This is a genomic window from Candidatus Cloacimonadaceae bacterium, assembly GCA_030693415.1.
Taxonomy (GTDB): domain Bacteria; phylum Cloacimonadota; class Cloacimonadia; order Cloacimonadales; family Cloacimonadaceae; genus JAUYAR01.
Window position 1 is genome coordinate 1 of record JAUYAR010000022.1, and the last position, 25,679, is coordinate 25,679.

The 25,679-nt window shown below is 43.8% G+C and carries 30 protein-coding genes; 4 read left to right on the top strand and 26 right to left on the bottom strand.

Features of this window, described 5'->3' with window-relative positions; genetic code table 11:
* Positions 1-491: 491 nt before the first annotated feature.
* Positions 492-815 carry a hypothetical protein gene (locus tag Q8M98_01430; GenBank protein MDP3113413.1) on the bottom strand — a complete coding sequence of 108 codons (324 nt, stop codon included), beginning with the start codon at positions 813-815 and terminating at the stop codon, positions 492-494.
* Positions 816-1,302: 487 nt separating this feature from the next.
* On the bottom strand, positions 1,303-1,935 hold the full coding sequence (locus Q8M98_01435; GenBank protein MDP3113414.1) for a hypothetical protein: 633 nt from the start codon (positions 1,933-1,935) through the stop codon (positions 1,303-1,305).
* Between the two features lie 468 nt (positions 1,936-2,403).
* Between Q8M98_01435 and Q8M98_01440 the strand changes: the two genes are divergently transcribed.
* The 4 genes from Q8M98_01440 to Q8M98_01455 all read left to right on the top strand — a co-directional run bounded on the left by Q8M98_01440 (position 2,404) and on the right by Q8M98_01455 (position 6,303).
* Positions 2,404-2,859: a hypothetical protein gene (locus Q8M98_01440; GenBank protein ID MDP3113415.1), complete on the top strand. Its 456-nt coding sequence runs from the start codon at positions 2,404-2,406 to the stop codon at positions 2,857-2,859.
* Between the two features lie 21 nt (positions 2,860-2,880).
* Positions 2,881-3,048 (top strand): hypothetical protein, encoded by a 168-nt coding sequence (locus Q8M98_01445; protein ID MDP3113416.1) that lies wholly within the window; start codon positions 2,881-2,883, stop codon positions 3,046-3,048.
* 259 nt (positions 3,049-3,307) lie between these two features.
* On the top strand, positions 3,308-3,478 hold the full coding sequence (locus Q8M98_01450; GenBank protein ID MDP3113417.1) for a 4Fe-4S binding protein: 171 nt from the start codon (positions 3,308-3,310) through the stop codon (positions 3,476-3,478).
* A gap of 233 nt (positions 3,479-3,711) precedes the next feature.
* Positions 3,712-6,303 carry a right-handed parallel beta-helix repeat-containing protein gene (locus Q8M98_01455; GenBank protein ID MDP3113418.1) on the top strand — a complete coding sequence of 864 codons (2,592 nt, stop codon included), beginning with the start codon at positions 3,712-3,714 and terminating at the stop codon, positions 6,301-6,303.
* A gap of 203 nt (positions 6,304-6,506) precedes the next feature.
* Here the strand turns inward: Q8M98_01455 and Q8M98_01460 are convergent, their stop codons facing one another.
* The 24 genes from Q8M98_01460 to Q8M98_01575 all read right to left on the bottom strand — a co-directional run bounded on the left by Q8M98_01460 (position 6,507) and on the right by Q8M98_01575 (position 25,338).
* The gene (locus tag Q8M98_01460) at positions 6,507-6,962 is read right to left on the bottom strand and encodes a CBS domain-containing protein (GenBank protein MDP3113419.1); all 456 of its coding nucleotides are present in this window, start codon (positions 6,960-6,962) and stop codon (positions 6,507-6,509) included.
* Between the two features lie 358 nt (positions 6,963-7,320).
* On the bottom strand, positions 7,321-7,977 hold the full coding sequence (gene hypB / locus Q8M98_01465) for a hydrogenase nickel incorporation protein HypB (protein MDP3113420.1): 657 nt from the start codon (positions 7,975-7,977) through the stop codon (positions 7,321-7,323).
* Between the two features lie 68 nt (positions 7,978-8,045).
* Complete coding sequence (locus Q8M98_01470; GenBank protein ID MDP3113421.1) at positions 8,046-8,399, bottom strand: hydrogenase maturation nickel metallochaperone HypA; 354 nt, start codon at positions 8,397-8,399, stop codon at positions 8,046-8,048.
* 25 nt (positions 8,400-8,424) lie between these two features.
* Positions 8,425-9,408, bottom strand: a complete 984-nt coding sequence (gene hypE, locus Q8M98_01475) for a hydrogenase expression/formation protein HypE (GenBank protein MDP3113422.1) — start codon at positions 9,406-9,408, stop codon at positions 8,425-8,427.
* Positions 9,398-10,450 (bottom strand): hydrogenase formation protein HypD, encoded by a 1,053-nt coding sequence (hypD, locus tag Q8M98_01480; GenBank protein MDP3113423.1) that lies wholly within the window; start codon positions 10,448-10,450, stop codon positions 9,398-9,400. Before hypD ends, hypE begins: the two co-directional genes overlap by 11 nt.
* Positions 10,447-10,686, bottom strand: a complete 240-nt coding sequence (locus Q8M98_01485) for a HypC/HybG/HupF family hydrogenase formation chaperone (GenBank protein ID MDP3113424.1) — start codon at positions 10,684-10,686, stop codon at positions 10,447-10,449. The genes hypD and Q8M98_01485 overlap by 4 nt, the downstream gene beginning before the upstream one ends.
* A gap of 12 nt (positions 10,687-10,698) precedes the next feature.
* Positions 10,699-12,927, bottom strand: coding sequence for a carbamoyltransferase HypF (gene hypF, locus Q8M98_01490; protein ID MDP3113425.1), 2,229 nt, complete (start codon positions 12,925-12,927; stop codon positions 10,699-10,701).
* A gap of 45 nt (positions 12,928-12,972) precedes the next feature.
* On the bottom strand, positions 12,973-13,422 hold the full coding sequence (locus Q8M98_01495) for a hydrogenase maturation protease (GenBank protein ID MDP3113426.1): 450 nt from the start codon (positions 13,420-13,422) through the stop codon (positions 12,973-12,975).
* Positions 13,423-13,502: 80 nt separating this feature from the next.
* Positions 13,503-14,114 carry a 4Fe-4S binding protein gene (locus tag Q8M98_01500; protein MDP3113427.1) on the bottom strand — a complete coding sequence of 204 codons (612 nt, stop codon included), beginning with the start codon at positions 14,112-14,114 and terminating at the stop codon, positions 13,503-13,505.
* On the bottom strand, positions 14,111-14,434 hold the full coding sequence (gene mnhG, locus Q8M98_01505; protein MDP3113428.1) for a monovalent cation/H(+) antiporter subunit G: 324 nt from the start codon (positions 14,432-14,434) through the stop codon (positions 14,111-14,113). The genes Q8M98_01500 and mnhG overlap by 4 nt, the downstream gene beginning before the upstream one ends.
* Positions 14,427-14,684 (bottom strand): monovalent cation/H+ antiporter complex subunit F, encoded by a 258-nt coding sequence (locus tag Q8M98_01510; protein ID MDP3113429.1) that lies wholly within the window; start codon positions 14,682-14,684, stop codon positions 14,427-14,429. The genes mnhG and Q8M98_01510 overlap by 8 nt, the downstream gene beginning before the upstream one ends.
* Positions 14,684-15,169: a Na+/H+ antiporter subunit E gene (locus Q8M98_01515; GenBank protein MDP3113430.1), complete on the bottom strand. Its 486-nt coding sequence runs from the start codon at positions 15,167-15,169 to the stop codon at positions 14,684-14,686. The genes Q8M98_01510 and Q8M98_01515 overlap by 1 nt, the downstream gene beginning before the upstream one ends.
* A gap of 2 nt (positions 15,170-15,171) precedes the next feature.
* Positions 15,172-16,698 carry a proton-conducting transporter membrane subunit gene (locus Q8M98_01520; protein MDP3113431.1) on the bottom strand — a complete coding sequence of 509 codons (1,527 nt, stop codon included), beginning with the start codon at positions 16,696-16,698 and terminating at the stop codon, positions 15,172-15,174.
* Positions 16,699-16,701: 3 nt separating this feature from the next.
* Positions 16,702-17,040, bottom strand: coding sequence for a sodium:proton antiporter (locus Q8M98_01525; protein ID MDP3113432.1), 339 nt, complete (start codon positions 17,038-17,040; stop codon positions 16,702-16,704).
* Positions 17,037-17,504, bottom strand: a complete 468-nt coding sequence (locus Q8M98_01530; GenBank protein MDP3113433.1) for an MnhB domain-containing protein — start codon at positions 17,502-17,504, stop codon at positions 17,037-17,039. The genes Q8M98_01525 and Q8M98_01530 overlap by 4 nt, the downstream gene beginning before the upstream one ends.
* A gap of 1 nt (position 17,505) precedes the next feature.
* A complete protein-coding gene (locus tag Q8M98_01535; protein MDP3113434.1) occupies positions 17,506-18,039 on the bottom strand; it encodes a DUF4040 domain-containing protein in 534 nt (177 codons plus the stop codon).
* Positions 18,040-18,052: 13 nt separating this feature from the next.
* Positions 18,053-19,927 (bottom strand): proton-conducting transporter membrane subunit, encoded by a 1,875-nt coding sequence (locus Q8M98_01540; protein ID MDP3113435.1) that lies wholly within the window; start codon positions 19,925-19,927, stop codon positions 18,053-18,055.
* Positions 19,927-21,135, bottom strand: a complete 1,209-nt coding sequence (locus tag Q8M98_01545) for a nickel-dependent hydrogenase large subunit (GenBank protein ID MDP3113436.1) — start codon at positions 21,133-21,135, stop codon at positions 19,927-19,929. Before Q8M98_01545 ends, Q8M98_01540 begins: the two co-directional genes overlap by 1 nt.
* Position 21,136: 1 nt before the next feature.
* Positions 21,137-21,583, bottom strand: coding sequence for an NADH-quinone oxidoreductase subunit C (locus Q8M98_01550; protein MDP3113437.1), 447 nt, complete (start codon positions 21,581-21,583; stop codon positions 21,137-21,139).
* 16 nt (positions 21,584-21,599) lie between these two features.
* Entirely contained in the window at positions 21,600-22,040 is a 441-nt protein-coding gene (locus tag Q8M98_01555) for an NADH-quinone oxidoreductase subunit B family protein (GenBank protein MDP3113438.1), read from the bottom strand.
* Between the two features lie 8 nt (positions 22,041-22,048).
* The gene (locus Q8M98_01560) at positions 22,049-22,978 is read right to left on the bottom strand and encodes an NADH-quinone oxidoreductase subunit H (GenBank protein ID MDP3113439.1); all 930 of its coding nucleotides are present in this window, start codon (positions 22,976-22,978) and stop codon (positions 22,049-22,051) included.
* Positions 22,979-23,006: 28 nt separating this feature from the next.
* Entirely contained in the window at positions 23,007-23,507 is a 501-nt protein-coding gene (locus Q8M98_01565; protein ID MDP3113440.1) for a 4Fe-4S dicluster domain-containing protein, read from the bottom strand.
* A gap of 9 nt (positions 23,508-23,516) precedes the next feature.
* Positions 23,517-24,338 carry an FAD/NAD(P)-binding protein gene (locus Q8M98_01570; protein ID MDP3113441.1) on the bottom strand — a complete coding sequence of 274 codons (822 nt, stop codon included), beginning with the start codon at positions 24,336-24,338 and terminating at the stop codon, positions 23,517-23,519.
* A 4-nt stretch (positions 24,339-24,342) separates the two neighbouring features.
* Positions 24,343-25,338, bottom strand: a complete 996-nt coding sequence (locus Q8M98_01575) for a 4Fe-4S dicluster domain-containing protein (GenBank protein ID MDP3113442.1) — start codon at positions 25,336-25,338, stop codon at positions 24,343-24,345.
* Between the last annotated feature and the right edge of the window lie 341 nt (positions 25,339-25,679).

Below are 25,679 nucleotides of genomic sequence, written 5' to 3' on the forward strand. Positions count from 1 at the left end.
AAATCTGTAGTCAACCCACAAATCTGTAACCGATCCTGCGGGCAAGAACCGACGGGGACGTCGGTAATTCCATATCATGGAACGCCGACGTCCCCGTCGGCGACACGAAGCTCTATCCCTATGCGAAAATAGCGATAAACCTGACATGTCCACCAATTTCATAAACCATCCACAAATCTGTAGTCAACCCACAAATCTGTAGTCAACCCACAAATCTGTAACCGATCCGGCGGGCATGAACCGACGGGGACGTCGGTAATTCCATATCATGGAGCGCCTGCTCATGGAGCGCCGACGTCCCCGTCGGCGACACGAAGCTCTGATCACCAAATGCTTGATGCAGCAGGCTCCATCCAGCCAACTATACTCACTGTGCGTATGTAGGTGCACAAAACTCATTATTCCTTCCTAAAATCCAATACTCTTGTTCAGACTCTTTGTCCATGGCTGCTTCTGTTCCATCAAGATACATTATTTCCACTCCTTATGATTCATTTTGATATCAATGTTTCCCAGGTAGTGTGTCGATCAAGTGCATACCGTTTCTGGTAATCGGTTTTACAGTCTTTAATCATGGTTATCAGTTGTTCAAATACTGCCCGGCAATTGGGGTCGGCTGTTTCGCTCAGATATAGTTTGATTTCTTTCTTGCCGATTTTCTTGTACCGGGACGCAGTGGCAAAGTAGTTCCTGCTCCGCTCTTCATTCTTGTATTGATTTGCCAGTGATATCTGCATCCGCCGCTGATAGACTTGGTAGCCAAACATCTCCATTACTACTTTGATCATATAGCCGATCATCTGCTTACGCTTCATATTTATATCCGGAATTGACTTATCAATGGGGTAGCGCTCAGAAAAAACCGATGACAAACTCTCCGCTGCCGGTCTATCCATCTCGGTAGCAGTAATCATCTTGATAATGCTCTCCCGGGAGCTAACTATATCCCAAATCCGCTTTGTGCCCAGCTCATCCTTATCATCCCGCAAGAAGTTTCTGATGCGGGGACTGAACAGTCTCGATATTTCAGGTAAAAAAAACACTGAGGGGAATGCCGGGCGGCATCCCCTCAGTTCGGAGGGCATTCTATGTAGGGTCTGTAGGCTACCGACAAGATAATCAACCCAAGCAATCTGTCAAGTTGTTTTTTTCAATAATGAGAAAAAATACCAAAAACTGTGGATTTTTAGCGACAAGATCGGATAGCTAGGGGGTAAAGTGAGCGGGTGGCATCTCTCATCTCTCATCTCTCATCTCTTCCACCCTTCCACCCTTCCACCTTCGCAGCATCGGCATGCTGCGCTACGGGCATACCTTTCCACCTTTCCACACAAAGACTCTGCCCATATTCAGGTGGGACTTGATGAGCGCGTGGCAATGAGGATGGCTGGAGCGAATCTTGGTCACGAAACGCTTGATGGCGGCATGCAAGCGATGATAGCATCTGCGGTCGGTGAATTGGATCATTTTGATGATGCCCCCGGGACGGGTGCATTCTTGCAGATAGTTCTTTAGAAATGCGATCTCGGCATCGACGCAAAGGGTATCCTGCTCCACCGCCAGACGCATGCTTCGCAAGCCTGAGAGCTTCAGCAGGCGTCGATTGACGTCGCGCAGGGTTTTGGCATCGGTATGCGGGATGGGCAACTCGCGGGGGATATTGTTTTCGGTGTGGGGAAGCGATGCCATGCCGCGGGAATCCAATGCCCACACAATATCTTCCGGCAGATATGAACAGCCGGGGTGCGATGCCAGAAACGAGATGAGACGCGCGCCTTCCAAGGACGCATTACTGATCAGGAGCCGCATCAATTCGTCCTTGGATTCCATCCTTGCCTGCGCCCGGTTCAGATGGCGCAGCGCCTTTTCGATGATTACGTTTGAGTTTTCACGGGTTGTCGCGCTCGCCGCATTGTCAAGTCTTAGCTTTGACATAATTTAACCTCCAATAATAATTAGGCTGGGACAACAAAACAAAGAGCAGGAATAATGTCAAGCAGTAAATATAAGCTACAATGTATATCAGTAAAAACGAGCGTCTATGGAAAAAGCTGTGTAAGTTGTTGCGATAAATCATTTATAGACGCAATCCAAGGGACGTCAATGCAAGTAAAGGATAAGAAAAGAGGGATCATCGGAACCTGAAAAGTTTAGTGATCATAAAGATACAAAACCGGAATAGTTGTAAGTATTAATCTCCGATTCGGAGGAAATGCGAGATAGTTTAAGTGTGGTATTTAGCATGACTTAATAGACGTGCCCGCCATTCGCGAAATTCCCAAAATCGGGAACGTCACCCATATATATATGAGAGCTTGTTTTTCGCAGCCGGTTTTTTTTTTGGATAGCGGAGACGCGAAACCAGGCGATCAAAAAAAATTAACCCTACGGAGGACTTTTGCAATGAAAGTCAAATTCAAGTACGGCATCTCGACCTATTCGGGAACTTTGGATGACATGACCTACGGCAGCTATCGCAACGGAATGGTCTGCATCGGCAGAAAAAGGGTAATTCCTCGTCTGACCGACAACAACGTGAACATGGGCAAAATTGCCAAGAACCTGGCGACGATTTACCGTGAGGTGAGCGATCTTTACAAGGATGATCTGAAGGTCTATGCACAGCGCAATGGAAAGCAGAACACTCCCAAGAACCAGCTTCCCCCCACGGCTTATGCCATCTTCCTGAAGATGATGCATGCCTGGTCAAAGAGCGAGGATCCTCAACTTGATCTGAGTGCTCTGACTATCGAGGACATCGAGACCGGAGGCGACAAGATCGCCACGCTTGCGGATGCCATCGACAACGGACTCCTTGCCCGCGTCAGTGTCTATAACGACCTGATCAACCTGATCTAAGCCATGAACTGGAGAGCGATGATGGATAACCAAACGATGCGTATCATGGCAAGGGAATTGGCGACGAAGATCAATCGGGTGGTGAACATCCCCTTGATCAGCGAGGACAACGAGCAGGCGTTCTTTGAGCTGGTGGTGCTGATGGTGTTGGATCTGGTGCTAAGCCGCATGGAGAAACCTCAAAAATGATTCTGCGAATGGATCAAACCCGGGAGAGCTGCGGCTCTCCCCTTTTTTTGGTGAAAAGGTGTTTTGCCAAAGTGGCGGAAAAGTGCGTGCTCGGTCTGAATCGCCTCTTTTTCAGTTTTCCGAACGTCTCGGCTTTCCTTCTCTATTTACCGATTTTTTGGATCGATTGAATTCTTCGAAATCCGTGGCGGATTTTTTCCCTTGACTAATCTAATACCTGATAAAGAATAGCGCAAAACTAAGACAAGGGAGTAGTAATATGTCAGTCACTATTGATAAAGAAGCCTGTATCGGTTGCGGCGCATGCGTGGATATATGCCTTGTGAGCGCACTTTTGATGGAAGATGGCAAGGCTGTGGTCGATGAAGACACCTGCATTGATTGCGGAGCTTGCATCGGCACCTGTCCGGTCGTGGCGATTTCCGAATAAGCGTCCGTTTAGATTCAGCGGAAGAGGCATTTTAGTGCTATCTTCCGCTGTTTTTTTGCCTTGGTTTTCCGATCTATTTCAAAGATACGTGGAAGATAACCTTTCCTTGAGGGAGATTCACGGCACATTAAAAAACCCACGCCGTTGGAACAGGTTATGCTTAAAATATACGGTATGAACAAGCTTGATTATCAAACAAAACAGGCGAAAGCCGTCAAATTTGGAGCTCTCTTATGAAAGCCTTTCTGATCGCATGTCTATTTAGTCTTGCCCTTGGTGCCTTCGCAATTGAAGTGAGCGGCAGCCAATCCGGCATCTGGGATCCGCAAAATAACCCCTATCAGGTGATCGGAGATATCACGGTTCCCTCCGGCGGCAGCCTCATCATCCAACCGGGCGTGATCGTGCAGTTGATGGGAATCTATCGCATTACCGCACAAGGAACTATCGCGGCAGTAGGCACACCAGCGGACAGCATTCGCTTTATCAGCGGCATGGCGGATCCAAACACACTTTGGAATAGTATCAGGCTGGAAAACACGACTCAGCAGAGCAGCTTTGCCTATTGCTATATCGAGAAGGCGGAATATGGCATCAATTCGATCAATTCCCCCGCCCTGATCCAGTATTCCCGTTTCAGCCTGAACCGCAAGGGCTTGCAGCTATATGGGATCGGCAGTGCCAATCCGGCTCAGGTGACCATACATCATTGCATCATCGAACGCAGCATTGAAAACGGCATCCTCGTCACTCAAAACAGCAATTCGCTCATTCTGCAAAACGAGATTCGTTTCAACGGCACCGGCACCCAATACCGAGGTGCGATCCAGCTTGCCAATCAATCCGCCGGTGGCTCCTGTAGTCCGGAGATCACGGACAATCACATTCATCATAACTTTAAGCAGGGCATCACAGCCTGGGACATCACGGGAACCAACGCCATCCAGCCATTAATCCAGGCAAATCTGATCGAATATAACCTCACCGGAATCTATCTGCTCAATGCCTCCGGTTATGTGGATAACAACGTCATCCGGCACAACTTCATCACCGGAGACATGAATTCCGGCGCGGGAGTGATGGTGAGCGGCGCGACGACGCAGCCATATTTTGAGGACAACGATATCTATGGAAACTACACCGGTTTCTATGTGACCAACAACGCCATGCCCGTCTTGGGAGACCTTTCCATCTACCACGCCTGGGCGCAGGGCGGAAACAGGATCTTTGACAATATCGACGCCGTCGGCGACCTGCACACCGTCTTTTGTGCCGCCTATCCCAATAGCGCCAATGTGATCAAGGCGGAAAACAACTATTGGGGCACGAACGATCCGATTCAGGTCGCGGCTGGAATCAACGATCATGCTGACAGTCCGGCGCTGCCGACGGTGGATTTTGACCCCTGGCTAAGCATCACCCCTCCGGCTCAGATATCGGGATCCTATCTCTATCTGGGGCAGCACGTTCTGCAGAATCCGCAACTGCAACTGATCAATGTTTCAGAGGGATACATCATGGACGTTTTGCCGCTTTCCGAAGGAGAACCCTTCCAGTTTCAGACTGATTATCAGGGACAGTTTTATGCCGTGATCACGGCTACCACTGTCGCGAACGGATCATCGGTCTATGGCATCGCGGGGGGCTTTGATCAGCCTACTGTCTTTATTGCCGAGCCGGGGGCGGTGATTAATATCGGACAAATCCAATTTGACGACGCCCAGCCGCATCGATATGAACGCGTCGGCACTCCCGTTTTCGAAGACGGGCGCATGCTCTATCCGGTGATGAAGGGCTTCTTCGTCTATCATTTCGATAGCGTGAACTGGCTCTATCAACAGGGGGATTATCTCTATCTCAAGAAGCATGAACGCTTGCTGGGTGCTGAAACGTTTGTCTTTAACCTGCCGCCGGGAACGATCTGGAACAAGATCTCCAACCTCAACCATGCCGATAGCTGGACTCGCACCGAGATCATCGATCACACAGGAATGCAGCAGCTTACGCAGATCGATTACCATCAATTGGTGGATTGCCATCAGGGCGCAAGAACCTGGTATGTGCAAAAGGACTATCAGGACAACATCATCAGCCAGACCATGACCTCGCTGAATCTGCAACTGCTCTTCACCCATGCGCCGAGCGGCTTTCTGCATAGAAAAGAGGAGATCACAGGACCGGTTGCGGATTTCATCCTCGAAGCGGGATTGAGCTGGAGATACACTCCCGTCTTTGCTCCACAGGGACCCAGCTATCTGAGCTATGACCCCACTTATGAGCTATTAAACCCCAGGATAGTCACGTTTTTTTGGCAGGCACCGGCGCTGGATGAGTGGGGAAACACCTGGACGCACTATCGCGTTTATCTCAATTATGCAGTTTATGCCGAAATTCCCTTCAGCCAATGCTCCATCTATCTTGATGAGCTGGATTTGCACACCTTTTATGTGATCCATGTGACCGCCACCGATGGAGAAAACGAAAGCTATCCCTCAAACTCCATCTTCCTGACCCCGGTCTCCAATGATGATAACGTCCAGAAACCGCGTCAGTTATCCGTCTATCCCAATCCTTTCTCACCCACGCGCTCCGAGGGACTTTCCATTGATCTGAAGAACGCCCCGGCGGGCAGGATTGAACTGAGCATCCATAACCAACGTGGACAGCTTGTGAAGAGCCATCAGGCAGAGCATGGCGGCGACCTCCAATATCGCTGGAACGGCAAAGACACCGGCGGAAAAACCTGCGCCTCCGGCATCTATTTCATCCGCATCAAAAGCCCCGGTGAAAAGGATATCCTCAAGAAAGTGCTGCTGCTGAAATAGTATCTCTCAAACAGACCATATCAAGCTTTTGACTGATAGCCATCAAGCTATGTCCATCGATAAAATGCTCATTTTCAACTAATGTCTCGTCAAGCATTCAATGTCGCAAAAGGCATGTGTGCACCAAGCAGCATCGGCATGCTGCACTACGGGCAACCTGCGGCATGCCATTGCTGCTGAAGTGAAAAATCCATTAGGGGTTATTACAAAGGATAATTGCTCATCACATAGTTTTTCATGTCTTTAATATCTTGGTTTGCGTCCTTTAAGAGAATTGAAAAAACATCTCTCATCGATATGACACCTTGCAAAACACCCTTAGTGTCAACAATCGGAAGATGTCTGATCTTTTTGGAGGTCATAATCCCCATGATTTCAGCAACTGTTTCATCTCCCTCAATAACAATTAGGTTTTCTCTCTTGGTCATAATCTCTTTCACAAGTAAATGACCCACGAGTCCATCAGTTGCAGCAAGCTTTATCATTACATCACGTTCGGATAAAATGCCGGCAACTTCACCATTTTCAGTAAGCACCATCAAGGCTCCGATGTTATGGATATTCATTTTGTCAACTGCATTTTTAATTGTGGTATCATCGGTAACCGAATAGATCGCATTGCCTCTGACTTGGAATACTTCTTGTAGCTCTTTGTTCATAACGTCTCCTCATTTTTGTTTGAGTTCAACACTTATTATTGTCGGTGGGACAACCGAATATGTTGAGACCCACTTGTTGGTGTAGATTTCAACTCATTGTTTCTCACGTTTTTTGAAGATCCATTATATGGATATTCGTTTCACAAAATCTATACTTTCAGGTTGTTGTAGCGATACAATCCAACCGGATTCACAATAAAACCACGATTGATTTCTTGTCAATATCATTTTTCGAACCATGATCTCTCTGACCGCCATGATGATGTCAGCAAATAGTTAGCCACACTTTTGCGAAGCGAGCACCAGACGAGATATATGTCCGCAAGCTTATGATAGACAATAACATCAAAAGCTGCCTTTAAATCTTGTATCCGGTTAAAAAGTCCAACCAAGCTGCGAAACCTTGGCCGGTGTTTGACGATAATTCTATGATCTTGATATGGGGATTGATTTTTTTCATGTTAGCTTTCATTGTATCCAGGTCAAGGTCAAGATAGGGGAGCAAATCTGTTTTTGCTATCAGGCACAGTTGTGAATTGCGAAATGCCAAGGGGTATTTGAGTGGTTTATCTTCACCTTCCGCTACGCTCAAAACTACGACATTTACATGGGCACCTATGTCAAACTCGGCAGGGCACACGAGATTTCCTATATTTTCAACAAATAGATACTTCATATTTTCCAGATCAATTTCTTCGAGAGCGGAACGTATCCATCCAGCTTCCAAATGGCAGTCGCCACCAAATGGTCCGGTATTGATTTGATACACGCCAATCCCTGCCTTAGCTAACCGTTCAGCATCCAAAGTTGTATGGATATCTCCCTCGATAACGAAAATGTGCTCTTTAAGTGTCTCGGCTGTTTTTTCCAGCAATCTGGTTTTGCCGGAGCCCGGAGAGCTCATTAAATTGATGTACACAATTCCTTTCTTGCCCATTTCGCTACGAATTTCATTGGCAATACGATCGTTGAAATTCAATATTTGTTGCATGATCTTGATTTCTTTGTGATTCATGGTTTCATCCTTTTTTAATAGACCGGACTAAGTAGTTGCATCTAATTTCATCGAAAAACTGGTTTCACTTATGTATCTTCAGTGCCCTCGATAGAGGCAATATGCAATTCATTTCCTTGAATCAACTCCGTATCAATTGAATCGCAATCAGGACAGGAAAAGCATATCTCACTGATATTTGTGGTTTTATCGCACTTTCTACATTTTATTACCAAATCTCTTTCCTCAATTTCAAGAATTGCCTGTTCAAAACCGGCAGTGTCCTTTTTCATCAAATCAAAATGCATCTGCAAAACTTCATTGACGATGTGATGGAATTTACCAATTATAACGTTTACCTTAGTCACTTCCGTTAAATCAGCTTCCAAAAAGTACTGATTGGCGATTTCGAGTAATGATTTTACTATGGCTCCTTCGTGCATTGCCACCTCTGACCCATATAATAGCTCAACAAATTCTGGGAAGCGGATCTGAGGCTAACATCAACAAAGGTCTCAAACTTCCCAGAGCAGTACGAAGATATACGCCGTTCACATCTTTTGTGACTTCGCCGATGATTGCTGAATCCTGACCATATCTATGCGCTTTCAACTGTATGAGCATGTCATCGTTTGCTTCCGAAACCACCGCAACCAATTTGCCCTCATTTGCCAAATAGAGAGGGTCCAAACCTAAGAGCCCGCACAGCACAGTGGTTGAATCCTTGATTGGGAGAGACGTTTCGTCTAAGATCACTCCCAATCCGGTATCTTCATATATTTCATTAAGGATAGTGGCAACACCTCCCCTGGTGGCATCTCGGGCAAATCTCAACTTGGTGGTGTTTAACAAAATCTCGATAACTTCCCGTAAGGGAGCACAGTCACTTATGGGAGCAGGGTCTAAGCCCAATTTCTGGCGGGCATTGATAATTGCCACGGCATGGTCTCCCAAACTACCATTGACAACTATTCTATCACCAGCTTTAATGTTCTTTACGTTAAGATCAATCCCTTCAGGTAAAAAACCAATTCCGGTAGTCGTGATGTAAACACCGTCACACTTCCCTTTTTCAACCACCTTTGTATCACCGGCGATGATTTGAACACCAGCTTCCTCGGCTGTCTTTTGCATAGAATCTACAATACGTTTTAGCAGATTTATACTGAAGCCTTCTTCGAGAATAAAACTTGCCACAAGATATGCCGGCACACTGCCGTTCATACTCAAATCATTAACTGTTCCGGTAATGGAAAGCTTACCGATATCACCACCGGGAAAGAAAAGTGGATTGACAACATAGGCATCGGTGGTAACGGTCAAATGGTTATCAATACACGCGGCGTCATCGAGGGTTGGAAGCCGAAACTTACTAACAAAAACTTCTCTAATCAACTGGCGGGTTAAGGCTGCGCCACTGCCGTATCCGAGTGTTATTATATCATTTTTCATACTTGTAATATGCGGCACAACTACCTTCCGAAGAGACCATACAGGGACCGACAGGATTATTTGGAGTACAAATCTCTGCAAACAGCGGGCAGTCAAAAGGCATTATTTTTCCTTTCAATACGCTACTGCAGCGACATGCGGTGTTTCCTTCAATGTTGGTAATTTGTATATCATACTTTCTGAGAGCATCAAATTGCGAATACTCTGTCCGAATATCAAGTCCGGAATCAGGAATCTCTCCCAATCCTCTCCAAACTGCATTGCCAATGGAAAAAACTTCTGATATTGTTGCTTTTGCCGCCATGTTACCTTCTGTGGTCACTATCCTGCTGTATTCATTAATAATTTGCGGTTTATTTATCTGCTCAATCATTTTTTTGATTCCCAGAACGATATCCAGTGGTTCAAATCCGGTGACTACTCCGCCGATGCCGAATTTCTGCGGGATGAAATCATAGGCTTGTGTTCCGATAACCGCGCTTACATGGCCTGGTAAGATAAATCCGTCGATTTCCACTTCGTCATCAATCAAGAGAGCATTCAAAGCGGGTGGTATGAGCTTGAAAAGCGGCAACACAGAAAAATTATCTTGATTCTGCCTGCCGGCTTCCAGTATTGTATAAGCAATGCCGGGTATTGTGGTTTCAAACCCGATACCAACAAAGACGGTTTCACGTTTTTGGGATAATTCCAGAGCTTCCAGAGGAGAATAGACCGTTCTTATATCAGCTCCCAGCGCACGGGCATGTTCGAGAGTCTGATCAGAACCTGGTACGCGAATCAAATCTCCGAAGGTTGCAATTGTTATGTCTTTTAGCTTTATCAGTTCATCAATCACAGAAGCGGGGGTCACACAAACAGGACATCCGGGACCAGAGATTAACCTGATGTTTTCCGGCAACAATTTGCGTAAGCCCCAATGTCCAATTGCCATCGTGTGGCTTCCACAAACCTCCATGAATGTAACCGGCTGCCGATATTCATGTATTTCCTTCAAAACTCGCTTTATCAGATCAGGAGCACGATAGTATTTGAGATTCATAAGCTGAGGCACGTCTTTTCTTGTCCGAATGCTTCTTGCAGGAGGGAGATGGTTTCCATGGCGTCTTCTTCAGAGATGCGTTCAAGAGCAAAACCGGTATGAAGAATAATCCAGTCGCCCGCCACTACATCCGGCAGGAAAATTAGCGATATTTCTTTTGTTACGCCGCCTAAATCGACCAAACCCATATTGTTATCCGTCCTTCTTACTACTCTGCCGGGAATTGCCAAACACATATTATAGCTTCCTTATTTTATTGATCTGTTTGCGATTAGAGCCTGCCCCACAGCAATTGCCCCATCATTAGCAGGCAGCATGGAAGAATAGTACACCGCAAAGTTCTTTTTTCGCAGTCTATTAACCAAGCCTTCAAATAGAACCATGTTCTGCATAACGCCGCCCGACAGAACAACTTTGTCAAGAGCCGTTTCACGGTTTACCTCAAGTACTGCACTCAGCGTGAATTCGATGATTGTTTTATGAAATTTCAGGGCAACCAGGTTGATGGATGCACCATTTACTATATCTTGTCTCACTGCCTTGATCAATGAAATGATGTTTATCTCCTGATCAACAAGCTGATAGGGATAAGGATGAACATCAGAAATAGAGGATTTATTGCATAGTTGTTCAAGTGTTAGCGCCGATTGCGCTTCGAATGTAATTTGTGAAACCAGTCCGAGCATAGCACTCACACAGTCAAAAAGCCTACCCATACTTGAAGTTTGATGGAGATTGAAGTTATTGTCGATTTGCTGTTTGATAACTTTTCTTTCCAAAGGCGAGATTCCCTTGAGAAATTCACAATCAATTCCGTTTGACTCAAGGTAAGCATAGGCAATTCTGACCGGATGAACTACAGCGGAATCACCTCCCGGTAAAGGTAGATAATTGAGATGATATCTCCTCTCATAACCTGAGTAATCCGCTGTGAAAACTTCACCTCCCCAAATTGCACCATCATCACCATAACCTGTTCCGTCATAAGAAATGCCAATTACCGGCTCGTCTAACTTATTCTCTGCCATAACCGCAGCTATATGAGCATGATGATGCTGAATCTTAATCAAGGGGAGATTGATGCCCTGAGCAAAACGGGTTGTAAGATAATCTGGGTGCAAATCGCATCCAACCAACTCGGGTTTTACCCTGAACCAATCTTGATACTTATGTAGAGTCTCAGTAAAAAAATCTTCCGTTGCCTTACTGTTATTATTACCGATATATGGTGATAAATAGAGCAAATCATTATCTGTTAGGCAAAATGAGATTTTCAACTCTGCTCCAGTACCAAGGGTGGGGATGGTTTTGAAAGGTAATTTTAATGGTGAAGGCACATAGCCGCGTGAACGCCTAACGAGGATGGTATCTATCGCGGATGGGAGGACAATCGAATCATCGCATCTGTTCAGGATTGGGCGGTTGTGCGTCAAAAAAAAATCACATAATCCGCATAGCTCTTCCTCATTTTTTGCTATCGGCTCATCATTAACATTGCCGGAAGTCATGACGAGGTAAATAAGGTTTGGCGATTCCACACTACTGAAAAGCTGGAGATGGTGTGGTGCATAAGGTAGAAAAACACCGAGATTACTATTATGAGGGGCGACAGAATCGACTATTGGATTTGTTTTTGCCTTCGGAAGAATAATTATCGGTGCTTGGGGAGACTTCAATAACCGTAGCATTGAAGCCGTGGATTCCACAATTAGGCTCAAGTAGTCACTATTACACATAACAGCAAAGGGTTTAGCCGGTCTGTTTTTACGTCTTCTCAGTTCCATAACAGCATCTTCATTAGTTGCATCACAGGCAATATGAAAGCCGCCAATCCCTTTTATCCCTACAATTTTCCCTTTTTTCAGTTCCTCCCGGCAGTTTATTATCGGGTCTCCGGGGATTTTTTGCAGCTTGCCATCCAAGAAACTCAGCTCTGGTCCACAGTCGGGACAGGCAATGGGTTGAGCATGAAATCTTCTGTTCGATGGGTCTCCGAATTCATTCCGGCAATAACTGCACATAATAAAATCTTTCATCGAAGTAAAGGGTCTGTCGTATGGTGTATGTTCGATTATTGAATATCTCGGTCCGCAATTGGTGCAATTGATAAAAGGATAGTTGTACCTTTTGTTCTCAGGGTTAGCATGTTCGCTAATACAGTCATGACACATTCGCAAATCGGGAGAGATAAAAGTTGAGCCGGCTTTTTTGCTGCTTTGCCGAATTTCAAAGTCTTTATAGCCAATATCAGGAAGGTTTTCAAGATCAAATCTATCAATTCTGGCAGCAATAGGATGATGTTTATTTATTGATTCTACAAATATTTCCAGATTCCTATGTGTGCCCTCGACTTCGATTTCCACACCTTCATTGGAATTCAAGACATACCCTTTCAGCTTAAGCTGATCGGCGAGGTTGTAAACAAACGGTCGAAAGCCTACTCCTTGCACAATCCCGTTAATCTTGATGCTAAACACTAATTTTTGTTTCTCGATCCAAATACGAAGCCACGATGATTTAGCTTACGCCATTTCATTGAGAAAAGTGAGGATTTGCTTCGCACGCTGTATCACTATCGGGGAAATCTCTTCCCCAAAACCGGTGAATTGAGGTTGAATTCCCAGTATGAATGTCTTCATCATAAAAAACTCCGAGATTCTGAGCAAAGAAATAGTGTGGGTATGAAGCGTATTATCCCGCGTTTCATCAACAGGAAACAGATTGAAAAAACCTGGCTCTCTATTAAAGTCCGTGCAATCCACCAGTACAAGAATGTCTGGTGATAAGGTGTTGATTTTCCCTACATATTTCTCGATACCGCTTTCCACGATTAAAACCTGTTTACGACCAACTTGCTTGATTTCTTCGCAGATATAGATACCAATGGCATCATCACTCTTTAACCGATTACCGATGCCCACAAATAAAATCAGTTTAGTTTGATCTAATAGAGGTAAAAAGATATTCTCCATACTGCTCCGCTTGGAAACCTATATTTAAAAATACCACTATCGCGCTTCTTTTAAGAAGATGTTTATGATGAAATATGGCTCTATTCAAGAGTTTTTACTTGTAATTGTCGGTTACAATTCGGGCAGAGCACACTAAATGAGTCTTTTCGTTTGAGTTCGTCTTTAATCTTTACCCCGGTATCTCTGGTACCAGACAACTTTAATCTTTCGTTCAATATGTTTAGATTCAAAATTGAAGAATAAGCCAGAGGACCCAGTTTCTCGTGAATAAACCTCATGTGGTCTTTTGTAGTAATAACAGCTTGACAGTTATCACAGATGAGCAGTTCTCTTTCTTGCTTTTCGACTACTTCCGTTCTATCTGTACACGCCAAATCATATAATTCATCAGAGAGCTTTACCCCTTTTCCGGTAATGCAATGTTCCTCGCACTGACCACAAAAAATGCACTGTCCATAATCACGGGTTATTGTGCGGATACCGGTTTCCGTGTCATCAACATAAACGATTGCATTGGGAGGACATACATTCGCACAAGTTTCACAACCAACACAGTGATCTTCATCTACTACCGGTTTTCCCCGATAACCGGCAAATGGCTTGAAATCACCTCCTGGAAATTGTGTTGTATAAGGCTTGGAAAATAAGGAGATGATAGCTTCTTTTAGCTCGCGCAACTTCGGATATTTCATTTATCGGCTTCCTTGTAATCGTCAATAACTGTTTTATCTGTCAGTTTTAAACCAAACTTATATGATCCTCTGATCAGTGCATGCGCTCCCACGGTAGAAGCAAAAAACAGCAATGGAATGGCAATCAGGGCTTTAATCCCGACTCCGGTAAACCCATAATGCAGAAATAGAGCCAGCAAAATACTGCAAGTACCTAAGGTCACACATTTGGTTGCTGACTGAAGGCGATTATAAATATCGGGGAGCCGGAGCAAACCTATGCATCCGAACAAATCGAAAGTAATCCCAACGATTAAGAGAACAATACTTATGCTATTCATCTAACTTCTTCCTTGTTAAGTACTTTGCCAGGGCAATAGTGCCGATGAAACTAAGAATTATCCAGGCAATCGCAACATCAATCAGGAATAATCTCCCCGTTTTAATAACCAGAAGTGCACAGATTCCGACCACTAAAATACCGAAAATATCGATAGCCACCATCCTATCCGCCATTGTCGGTCCGTACAGAACCCGTATAAAACAGAGGAAGTTCAAACCCATCAGGATATATAATAATACTTCAATCATTATTCAAATACTTCCTTTAATATCTTTTCAAAACGTCCGATGATCTTTCTCGTATAAACAGCCGGGTCTTGGCTGCTTACATAAATCCAGTGTACATAGAAATCATCATCTATAACATCAACCGTGATCGTCCCCGGAGTCATTGTTATTGAATTTGCCAGAAAGGTCTTGGCAATATCGGTTTTAAGGCTGCTTCTAATCTTGACAATACCGGGTTTTATCGGCATTCTTGGGCTGAGAACCCGGTATGCTACATCGAAGTTTGCTCTAATGCATTCCCAGATGAGGACAATTAGATAAACAAGCGCCCAGATATAGCGCAGTGGATTGTAGAACTTTCTCCAGTCTCTCAAAAACCGGTTACCAAACAAAAGCGTGACAATAAAAGCTGACGCCAATCCAATAATAATGTTATACACACCCAAATTGAAAGTGAGCAACATCCACAAGAAAAACATACTGATAAACAGTGTGATGTACTTCATACTTATAGCCCTATCACTTTTGTCGAGTATTTAGTTGTTTCCAATAATACGTCAACTGCAGGCTGCAAAAAGACAGCTCTGACCCCGGGAATAATCAGTAAACTCATAACCAGACATAATAAAGCCAGCAGAGTCATTGATAAAGACATACTAAAAGGAGATTCCTTGGTATTCTCATATTTTGCCGGCAATTCACCATAAAAAGCATACTTCAGAACTTTGGTGAAGGATGCCAGGGTAATAATGCTGACAACTACCGCAGAGAAGGCTAACCAATAATATCCGGCTTGGATCGCCGCGAATATAATCACGACTTTGCTGAAAAAACCATTAAATGGGGGTATCCCAGAAATAGCCATTGAGGCGACAAAAGTGCTCCCAGAGGTTATGGGCATTTTACTTGCCAAGCCACCAAGTTTCCTGAGGTTTCGGGTGCCTGTTCTATATTCAACGGAGCCGGCGTTAAGAAACAGTAATGCCTTGAATATCGAGTGATTGAGCAGATGGAACAGTCCTCCGGTAATTGCCAGTATTGCCACCTTTTCTTTACCGCCAGTCGCCAATACGAGCATTCCGATGCCGATGCCCAGAACAACATAGCCCATCTGACTGATACTGTGATATGCTAACAGCCGTTTAAAATCCCACTGTCCAACTGCCAGAAAAACGCCAACAATCATTGAGAGAGTTCCCAGTGCGGTAATGGTCATTGCAATCTCATAGTTCATCTGGAAGACACTAAAAAACAGCCGGATTATGACATAGATTCCGACAGCTTTAATCAGAACTCCCGACAACATCGCCGATATCGGTGATGGTGCAGAAGAGTGGGCATCAGGTAGCCAGGAATGGAATGGAACTAATGCTGCTTTTAGCCCGAAACCGCCAATGAGTAAAACAGATACAAAAATCTGAAAAGAACTTGCATCCGGGAGTTGTGTAGCTATATCAGCCAAGTTTAAAGTACCGGTTGTCCAATAAATAAAACCAATGGCTGTTAAAATTATCAAAGATGAAACTCCGCCTAAAACTTGATACTTAAAGGTCGCCTCCAGCTGCTCTTTCTCTATACCGAAAGCAACCAAAGCATAAGAAGCGATAGAGGCAATTTCCAGAAAGACATAAAGATTAAATATATCTCCGGCAAGAACGACTCCATACATACCAGCCAACATCAAGCTGAAAAGGGCATAGAACTTTTCTTCCCCCGAATACTGTTTTGTGTAGCTGAGAGAATATAAGGCCACTAACAGACCTACTAATGATATAATCAACAGCAGGATATTGGTAAGCCCGTCTGCTACTAAGAAAATTGCAGCAGGGATTTTGAGCACATCTGCGAAACCGCCCACACGGTAAACCAAGGTTTGCGGAGCCTGCAATACAAAATAAAATGTCAATCCCGTCAGGAAAAGCATCGCCGGAATTATCAAATACTTACCGAGACACTGCAACCATCTCCCGAAAATAATCGTTAAAAAAGCTATTCCGAGAGGAATAATAATATACAGAGGAATCATTGAACTCATGTCTTATCCCTTGAGGTTATTCATTTTTCTAATATCAAATGTGCCGTAATGCTTATACAACCGGATTGCTACTGAAAGCAGCAAAGCCTTGGTAGCCAATCCGATGACTATTGCCGTCAAAACCAATGCCTGTGGTAAAGGGTCAACAAAGGGACCTTTTTCAAAAGATTCTGATATTATCGGCACCGTCCCACCGTCTATATAACCGATTAAGATTAAGAACAAAATCACGCTGTACTCCATTATCGCCAAGCCGATAATAATCTTAATCATGTTCCTTTGCAAAATCACTCCAGACATACCAATGATGAAAAGGATGAAACACAATAAAAACAGAATCATTCCGACTCCTCATCTTTGTAAATAAGTAATGCCACAAAAATTGAAGAAATAGCGGCACATACTTCTATTCCAATGATAATATTCCCGATGGGGATAAATCCACCGCTAATCAACTCTCCTAATTTACCCACCCGAAGAAAGTTTCCGAAAAATACCGCTGTGCCTGCGACTAACAAACCAATTACAGCTAACATCAGGAAACTGAAAATAGCGATGCTTTCTGATAACTCCAGACGCCATTTTTCTTTTCTTAACTTCTCCAAGACACTTCCATCTGCCAGAATTTGAAATATAAAAGCACTCGCCATAATGACGCCTCCGGTAAAACCACCACCTGGCGAGAGATGTCCATGGACTGAAACATATATTCCAAAGAGAAATATAGTTGGCGCGATGAATTGACAGATGGTTTTCACAATTACTGTCATACCCAGCGGAGCAGATTTAAGGTTGTTTTCTTTCATATTAGCTCTCCTTCTTCTTGCCCGAATGCCGTAAAATGGAGAGAACTCCTATAACAGCGGTGAACAGAACTGTCGCCTCACCTAAAGTGTCGTAAGCTCTGAAATGTAAGATGATCCCGGTAACCAGATTTGCACTTCCTGATTCTGCGGCTGAATCTATATAAATATCTGCCATTCGGGTCACATGTTGGCCGAAGTGGTTTAATGTATTTGTAAAGCGAGAAACAATTAGCAGGAATACTGTAGCAAAGATCAAGACTGTTGCCGCATAAAAAATAGGACTGAAACCGAATCCCACTTTTTCTTCCTCATGAGTTGCATTTGTTATCACTGCAATCATAATGATTAGAGTTATGATCTCAATCACAACCTGTACTATCGCCAGATCGGGTGCATATAAGAGCAAAAATGAGATTACCAGCCCGAATCCGACAATACCGTAGGAAATTACGGCGGAGAGCAAATCTTTGGCATGTAATGAATAAATCGAGCCTAATATCATTAGAACCAGCATTATGACCAAATATATTTCCATAATTACCTCATCCTTACACAATTAAGATTATCAACATCAGAGCCACTCCGAATATCATCCACATCAGGTATGTGGAGAGAATTCCTGTGTGACACCTGCTTAGTATAGAGCTCAACCCCAGGACAATTCCTTTCCCGATATGATAGACATCAAACCAGTTTTTCCTGGCTTTATCGTAGCAGAAATTAAACAGTTTCATGGTACCTATTGTCTTATAGAACTCAAGCGGGGAAAAGCTCAGCTCTTCCTGTAGTTTCTCACCTCCGATGAAACTATCGGATACCCTTCTGGTTTTTAACGTTCCCACCCAATAAATGATAAACCCAATGACAATCGAAATCAGGATCATTATAGAGACTGATTGTGCAGGCCACAAGCCTGGAAAAGTATCAGCACCGCCTACATGGGTAAACCCAAGCAGGAGTGGGATTATCCATCTGGCAGCAAAAACCCCAAAAAATACGCATAATCCTGCCAGAATAATTTGCGGAAACCACATCAGGAAACTAACTTCCTTTATTTTACCCAACTGTTCATTTCTTCTTCCGAGATAAATACCTGAAATCAGCTTTACAAAACTCGCCAATGTCAACGCTGAGCCAATAAGAGCTAATGTCAGCCAGACTATCCAGAGTTTATTGGCAATGCCGCTACCTTTTCCGAATTCAATTATTCCGGTATAAATCATCCATTTGGAATAAAACCCATTCAACGGTGGAAGCCCGGAAATGGAAAGGGCAAAAATAAGTGCCGAAATAAAGGTTAAGGGCATGAACTTACTCAAGCCGCCAAGCTCGCCAAGCTCCTCTTTACCTGTTCTTTTTTCCACGCTTCCGGAAGTTAGAAACAACCCGCCTTTGTAGATTGCATGATTCACCATGTGAAACAATCCGGCTGCTATTCCCAGAGGTGTTCCCAAGGCTAACCCGGTTACCATATAACCAACCTGGGACACCGCATGATAACCAAGCAGCCTTTTGTAGTTATGCTGCACAAGAGCCATCATTACTGCTGCAATTATTGTCACCGATCCGATTACAAGGAGCAGGAGAGTAGCCCACGAAGTTAAGCGAAACAGATCGCCACAGATCCTGGCAAGAAAATAGATGCCCAAGAGTTTATCCAGCGAAGCGGGCAGAAAAGCAGCCGAGGAAGCCGGAGCGTCTTTGGCATAGTCAGGTATCCAGGTGTGTAGCGGGAATACTCCAGCTTTGGTGAAACTCGCTATCAGAAGCGATAGAAAAGCAATATTCGTGATTGCTGTGTTTGTGACAAGGCTGATTTCGGACATATTGAAAGAGCCTGAACGAATGAACAACAAACCAATTCCCATGATTAATATGGAATCAGAAGCTCCAATCAGCACCAGGGTCTTCTTTGCCGTTGCAGAACTCTCCTCGTTGTGCCCTTTGATTAATTTGTAAAGCGTCAACCCCAGTAATCCCCATAAAGTAACGAAAAGGAGCAGGTTATCAGCCAGAGCCACTCCGAAAGAGGCTCCTAAAGTAATTAGATAATATGAGTAGTAATTTGAGGGTACTCGCGTCTGCCCGGTGTTTGGGGATACACTGCTTTTATTTAGGTATGATATAGAATAGAGGGCATAGAGAAAACCAAATACGCCGATGAATAAAACAATTAGTTTGCTTAATCCATCTACATTTAGCACAAAGTATTTATCTAACGCAGGCAGCAATATACTTTGCATACTAAAGAGGCCTGCTGCATCTCCGGCTGGAAGTCTAAAAATTGAAACGGCCAGATAGAGAGTAGCAGCAGAAACTATCAAAGCTACAAGCCCTTTGATAATCTTCAGTGATTCGGGAATAATTAATATAGCAACGCCAATAGCAATCGGCATCATAATCAACAATTGAAAGTCCATCATCATTGCCCCTTTGCTAAAATCTTTGTTCTTAACTCGTCGGTTTTTTGTTGTGAGAGTTTGATCAAGTCTGCTGCATTCATTATCCGTTTTCCTGATTTATAGTCATAAACCTGCACCATACGTTCCGTACAGCAGTAACAAGGATCAACGGCAGCCGTGGCAATCGCTGCATCGGAAATGGTTCCGCCGATACATGATCTTCTAAAGGTTGTAATGCAATTATAGCTGGGAGCCAGAATCTTATGGCGAACCGGACTGTTGCTGCCATCAGATTTCACGAAATGGAACACTTCTCCTCTTGGCGCCTCGGCACGTCCAATTCCTATGCCGGGTGGTATTTCTTTGACTTTTGTTTTTATATCTCCGGCTCCTTCTTTTTTTATAAGCTGCAAACACTGCTGAATGATAGATATGGACTCATACAATTCCAGTAAACGCACCTCAGCTTTGGCAAAAATATCACCCTCTTTGGCGGTAATAACTTTCCATTTGACCATGTCATAAGCAGCATAAGGGTCATCTCGCCGGACATCGATATCCACACCGGAAGCACGTGCCGTCGGACCGACCGCGCCAAAATCGTGAATATCTTCCGCAGTTAGGGTCCCGACACCCTTGAGCCGGGCATGAATCACCGGATCATCCATCACTGCGCCCACTAATAAATCTGTTTTCGTTTTTACGTCGTCCAAAACCTTCAGCAGTTGAGCTGCCTTCGTTTCATCGATATCTCTTCTTACTCCGCCGATAGTAAACATGGCGTAGCTGTTCCGATTACCGGTGATGATTTCAAACATATCCAGGACAGGTTCTCGATACTTCCATGCCCACATGAATAAGGTATTATAGCCTAAGAAGTGCCCGGCAAGCCCCACCCACAATAGATGGCTGTGAATTCGTTCCAATTCTCCGATAATCGAACGGATCAATTTAGCTCTAACCGGAATTTGAACGCCGCCGATACTTTCAACAGCATTCGCATAGGCAAAGGGGTGTGAAGTGGAACAAATCCCACATATTCTCTCTACCACATAAAACACCTGTTCAAATGTCTTTGATTCGCAAATCTTTTCAATTCCACGATGATTGTAGCCTGTCTCCCACTCCATATCGACAACGATTTCCCCGTCACAATACAATTTGAAAAACTCCGGTTCTTCCAGTAGAGGATGATAAGGGCCTATCGGTACTATAGTTATTTTACCCATTTTATCTATCCCCCTTCCTAATTTTTCTTCGATAAGGATAATCCCCGTCAGGCCAGGACTCAGCCAGCAGGAAACGCTCCGGTTTGGGATGGTTAAGGAATTTTATCCCCAAAATATCCATTATTTCTCTCTCAATCCATTCAATACCATATACTATCGGGGTCATTGATTCAACTTCCGGGTTGTCATGCGCCAGCATCACGTTCAAGCTCATAACCCACCCCGTTTCATCATCTGAATAGTGATAAATTAGCTCATACCCATCTTTTGAATCCATTGCCGAGACGACAATATAGCGATATTGCAATTTGTTAAACCAATGATCGGTAATTTTTGGCAAAATACTCTTTGGTATATAAACCATCAAACGCTTGGTATTGATAACTTCGGTGCTTATTATCTCCGGAAACCGCTGCTGTATGTCAGTGATGTATTGCTCAATGTTCATCTGTTAATCCTTAAAATTAGCTTATCGCCTCATTATTTGCCGGTGCCGGCTTGGATAGCAGCTTCATGACACCTGCTATCATCGCCTCAGGCTTGGGAGGGCAGCCGGGAACATAGGCATCCACAGGGATCACTGTATCAAGAGGCCCGGCAAAGTTGTATCCTGAAGTAAATATGCCGCCGGTGCAGGCACAAGCTCCAATCGCAATCACTATTATCGGTTTGGGAGCCTGTTCATAGATTTCCAAAACCCGCGATCTTGTCTTTTTCGTGACGATACCCGTAACTAACAGAACATCTGCATGTCTGACGCTACCAACCAGTTTCATCCCGAATCTTTCCACATCGAATCGGGGCGTCAACAGATCCAGTATTTCAATATCACAGTTGTTGCATGAGCCGGCGCTTAAATGGAAAACCCATAGTGATTTTTTAAAACAAAACTCTTTGATACCCAATTTTTCTCCTAAATTCCCATTAATGCTAAAACTATACTAATTATCGCAAACAGATTCATCCAGAGCCAGAAAAACCTCATTGCCTGATCAATCCTGACCCGCGGATTCGTGTTGCGGATCAAAGTAATCAACAATACGATGACAAAAACCTTTAATATTGACCACAGTATATGTATTCCGCTCAAGGAGAGACCGGCGAAGAATAAACCGGCAACAAGAGCCGGAAGAGCAAAGAACATTATGTATCTGGTCAGTTTGAAAAAAGCTAAGATAGAGCCAGAAAATTCAATGGTTATTCCATCACAAATTTCCCCTTCACCTTCTGCCATGTCAAAAGGCACCAACCCCATTTTCGCCTGAATACACATCATAACGGTAATAAATCCGATGATCCCGGAAAGGCTGCCGATGAAAGCACCATTTGCCGTTTGATAACCGATAATTTCAGAAAGAATGATCGTCATACCGGATTTGATTATTATCGAGATGAGAACTAATAGAAAAGGCATTTCATAGCTCAGAATCAATTTCATCTCTCTTGATGCGCCAACTGCCGCCAAAGGATTACCTGAGGCTAAAGCTCCTATGATATAAGCAAATGACGGAATGTTCAGTAGATAGATAATAACGATGATATCTCCGGCAAAACCTGTTTCCAAACCCAAAACCGGCAGCAAGATAAACACTGCTGAAATAGTTGCGCCAAATAGCGCAAATACGGGTGCCAGAATATAAGTCGTCACAGACCCATGCAGAGGGATAATGGTCTCTTTCGACAATAATTTGACAAAATCATAAAGAGGTTGAAAGATAGGCGGTCCCTGCCGGAACTGCACTCTGGCAGTGATTTTTCGATCAGCCCAACTGATCAGACCGCCAATTATCCCGGAAAAAAACAATCCCGGGAAGATTAGAAAATATACTATTTCGATACCCATAAGCTTATGTGCTCCACATCACTATATGTTAGTCATTTTTTTTCAGGTCTTCCCACACGAACTCTTTCACCAGTATTCTATCATTTAATCTATGTATGTGCTTTGCTTCGCTGGGTTCTTCCTCGGTGAATTCAACCGCTCCCTTGGGGGCTGTTTCCATACATTTTAGCGGTTGGGAATCCTCCCCAAAGTCGCATAAATCACATATTGATTTCAAATTGGTGATTATTCGGTTGGAAAGAGTCCCAAAAGGACAAGCTGCCACGCAAGACTGGCAACCGATGCAGAGATTTGTTGCTCGCTTGAGTATCTTCTCTTCGTCTTTCTCCAGAGCCTCCGCAGGACAGACATTGATGCAGGGTGCTTCTTCACAGCGCCGACAGGTCAATCTCAGCATTGCATCTTCAACGATATCTTTCATGCCGATATTATTAGGATGAAAGTCATAAGTACATTCACCGTAATTATACACACCATTTACTGCTGTTTCCCGAAACTTGGCTAAATCAATCAGAATCTTTTTACTCATAAGCTGCTCTTACATCCAGATATTAGGGGAGTTTTTTATTTGATCGTAAGTAAAAACAGGACCATCTTTACAGACGAAATAATGTCCCATAGCGCAATGACCACACTTACCAACACCACAGGACATATTCTTTTCCATTGAGAGATATATTTTATCTTCCGGGTAGCCCATCTCCAAGAGTTTCTTCGTAGCGAATTTCATCATGATCGGTGGCCCGCAAACTACCGTCACGGAATTCGCTACATCAATCTCGATTTCATCAAGCAAGACGGTGACGACACCCACTTTTTCCTGCCAGCTTTCATCAGTTTTATCCACACTGCGATAGACTTCAAACTTTGGCGTTTCACGCAGTTCTGTTATATATGGTTTATAGATACAGTCTCCCGGGGTCTTGGAACCATAGCAGAGCGTGACTTTTCTCAGCTTATCGGAAATTGCTTTTAAGTTGTATAAAAGTGAGCGGATCGGTGCAAATCCACAACCGCCACCCACGATCAAAACCTCTTTATCGTAAAATGCTTCCAAAGGATACCCGCGCCCGTAAGGTCCTCTGATTCCCATATATTGACCAACTTCCATTTTATGCATCGCATCCGTCACATACCCTGCCTTCATGACGGTGATTTCAAGTTGTTTGGTCTCCAATGGCGAAGAGGATGGTGTAAATGGCGCTTCACCAACATTTTCTACCGTAACCTCTATAAATTGACCTGTTTTGAAGGAAAACTCCACTTCAGGAACAAGAACGAAAGTCTTGATCAGGGGAGATTCATCAATTATTTTAATTAGCTTTGCTCTTATCGGCTTATAGATATTCAATTCCTGCATAGCATTATCCTTGCCCACACGCTTCCACGATTACTTCATTTTTATTTATCTTGCCGATGCATGCGTCAATACACCTGCCACAACCTGTGCAAGCAAGCGCATTGAACATATCGGGTTTGTACACAAATTTGCAGAGGTATCGAAATTTGAGCCGGTCATAGAGCTTCATAAGCGGGTCTTCACCGGCAGCAACACGTGAAAAGCCGGCAAACTGGCAGGCATCCCAATTCTTTACTTTTTCGAAATCCTTCAGATCAATCAGAAGAAAACAATGACATGTAGGACATATCATAGAGCATGCACCACAGGAGACACAAGTAGAGGCATGCCTTTTCCATAGTTCTTTGTTTTCCTTTTCGATTCCCTTGCGGCTCGCTTTCTCATCCGGAATGTTTATATTTTGACTTTGTAGATTGGCAGCCATTGCAGTTCTCTTTTGAATCACCTTTTCCGGCAAGCAATCAAATACTTCGTTATCGTTGATTTTGAATTGCCCCAGAAACGTTTCTCCCTTTTCACTCAGGGGCGATAAGTAGCAATACCCGTCAGATACAGACATGGAGATATCACAATTCTTTTCACAATAGGGTGTGAGCCCATAAGAAGTACAGTGACAGGTCTCTTTTAAGTCATCACAGTCTTTCCCGAAAATTATTGTATGGTCACGATTCTCTTTGTAGCAATGATCCATAAAGTCTCCGCCCAGATATATGTTATCAAGCAAATCCAACGCTGCTAAATCACAATTGGAGACTCCTAAAATAACTCGTGCCTGTTTTTGCTCCGTTGCTACTACATTTTCTTTAACGGGAAAGAAAAAAGCCTTTAACGGGGTAGATGGAGTGGTGCCTTCATAATAGATACTGCCGATTTTTTCGACAGTAATTTCTTCAAAGTCTGTCGAGTTTTCTTTTTTAACCGGAGCAAATACTTTAAATTCCTTTAAAATCTCTGCTACGTATTCAGTCCACTTCTTTTCTGTTACGCGATATACTTTCATACACCATCCAGTTCCTTGTCTATTCTTAATTCCAAAAAAACTGTTTCTCGGATTCCTTGAAGACCTGTTTGCAGGACTTCGCCCCAAGTAATCTATATTTCAACGATATTGCGGACTTAACAGCCTACTGATTCCACAATAAAACCACACCGGATTTCTTGTCAACTATTTTCTTTCGCAAAACTCTCAATTTGGTGGAAGAGACTGTTCAAAAACCATCACCATTCTACGCTGCTTTACCAGAGCACTTGGAGAATAAGTGGTCTAAGTGCTTCCATTTTACATTTTCTTGACAGATTTGGGAGATGTTCAGATTGGCAATCAGCGATTGCTCATGCATG

What these genes read in the sequence shown, in the direction of transcription:
- Q8M98_01495 (MDP3113426.1), bottom strand. Translation starts at nt 13,422, where the DNA reads ATGGAGAATATCTTTTTACCTCTATTAGATCAAACTAAACTGATTTTA.
- Q8M98_01525 (MDP3113432.1), bottom strand. Translation starts at nt 17,040, where the DNA reads ATGATTCTGTTTTTATTGTGTTTCATCCTTTTCATCATTGGTATGTCT.
- Q8M98_01485 (MDP3113424.1), bottom strand. Translation starts at nt 10,686, where the DNA reads ATGTGTTTGGCAATTCCCGGCAGAGTAGTAAGAAGGACGGATAACAAT.
- Q8M98_01535 (MDP3113434.1), bottom strand. Translation starts at nt 18,039, where the DNA reads ATGGAAATATATTTGGTCATAATGCTGGTTCTAATGATATTAGGCTCG.
- Q8M98_01470 (MDP3113421.1), bottom strand. Translation starts at nt 8,399, where the DNA reads ATGCACGAAGGAGCCATAGTAAAATCATTACTCGAAATCGCCAATCAG.
- Q8M98_01460 (MDP3113419.1), bottom strand. Translation starts at nt 6,962, where the DNA reads ATGAACAAAGAGCTACAAGAAGTATTCCAAGTCAGAGGCAATGCGATC.
- Q8M98_01520 (MDP3113431.1), bottom strand. Translation starts at nt 16,698, where the DNA reads ATGAGTTCAATGATTCCTCTGTATATTATTATTCCTCTCGGAATAGCT.
- Q8M98_01570 (MDP3113441.1), bottom strand. Translation starts at nt 24,338, where the DNA reads ATGCAGGAATTGAATATCTATAAGCCGATAAGAGCAAAGCTAATTAAA.
- Q8M98_01560 (MDP3113439.1), bottom strand. Translation starts at nt 22,978, where the DNA reads ATGGGTATCGAAATAGTATATTTTCTAATCTTCCCGGGATTGTTTTTT.
- Q8M98_01455 (MDP3113418.1), top strand. Translation starts at nt 3,712, where the DNA reads ATGAAAGCCTTTCTGATCGCATGTCTATTTAGTCTTGCCCTTGGTGCC.
- Q8M98_01430 (MDP3113413.1), bottom strand. Translation starts at nt 815, where the DNA reads ATGAAGCGTAAGCAGATGATCGGCTATATGATCAAAGTAGTAATGGAG.
- Q8M98_01515 (MDP3113430.1), bottom strand. Translation starts at nt 15,169, where the DNA reads ATGAAGTACATCACACTGTTTATCAGTATGTTTTTCTTGTGGATGTTG.
- Q8M98_01565 (MDP3113440.1), bottom strand. Translation starts at nt 23,507, where the DNA reads ATGAGTAAAAAGATTCTGATTGATTTAGCCAAGTTTCGGGAAACAGCA.
- hypE (MDP3113422.1), bottom strand. Translation starts at nt 9,408, where the DNA reads ATGAAAAATGATATAATAACACTCGGATACGGCAGTGGCGCAGCCTTA.
- Q8M98_01575 (MDP3113442.1), bottom strand. Translation starts at nt 25,338, where the DNA reads ATGAAAGTATATCGCGTAACAGAAAAGAAGTGGACTGAATACGTAGCA.
- hypB (MDP3113420.1), bottom strand. Translation starts at nt 7,977, where the DNA reads ATGAATCACAAAGAAATCAAGATCATGCAACAAATATTGAATTTCAAC.
- Q8M98_01545 (MDP3113436.1), bottom strand. Translation starts at nt 21,135, where the DNA reads ATGGGTAAAATAACTATAGTACCGATAGGCCCTTATCATCCTCTACTG.
- Q8M98_01500 (MDP3113427.1), bottom strand. Translation starts at nt 14,114, where the DNA reads ATGAAATATCCGAAGTTGCGCGAGCTAAAAGAAGCTATCATCTCCTTA.
- Q8M98_01510 (MDP3113429.1), bottom strand. Translation starts at nt 14,684, where the DNA reads ATGATTGAAGTATTATTATATATCCTGATGGGTTTGAACTTCCTCTGT.
- Q8M98_01450 (MDP3113417.1), top strand. Translation starts at nt 3,308, where the DNA reads ATGTCAGTCACTATTGATAAAGAAGCCTGTATCGGTTGCGGCGCATGC.
- mnhG (MDP3113428.1), bottom strand. Translation starts at nt 14,434, where the DNA reads ATGAATAGCATAAGTATTGTTCTCTTAATCGTTGGGATTACTTTCGAT.
- Q8M98_01435 (MDP3113414.1), bottom strand. Translation starts at nt 1,935, where the DNA reads ATGTCAAAGCTAAGACTTGACAATGCGGCGAGCGCGACAACCCGTGAA.
- Q8M98_01445 (MDP3113416.1), top strand. Translation starts at nt 2,881, where the DNA reads ATGGATAACCAAACGATGCGTATCATGGCAAGGGAATTGGCGACGAAG.
- Q8M98_01440 (MDP3113415.1), top strand. Translation starts at nt 2,404, where the DNA reads ATGAAAGTCAAATTCAAGTACGGCATCTCGACCTATTCGGGAACTTTG.
- Q8M98_01550 (MDP3113437.1), bottom strand. Translation starts at nt 21,583, where the DNA reads ATGAACATTGAGCAATACATCACTGACATACAGCAGCGGTTTCCGGAG.
- Q8M98_01540 (MDP3113435.1), bottom strand. Translation starts at nt 19,927, where the DNA reads ATGATGGACTTTCAATTGTTGATTATGATGCCGATTGCTATTGGCGTT.
- hypD (MDP3113423.1), bottom strand. Translation starts at nt 10,450, where the DNA reads ATGAATCTCAAATACTATCGTGCTCCTGATCTGATAAAGCGAGTTTTG.
- Q8M98_01530 (MDP3113433.1), bottom strand. Translation starts at nt 17,504, where the DNA reads ATGAAAGAAAACAACCTTAAATCTGCTCCGCTGGGTATGACAGTAATT.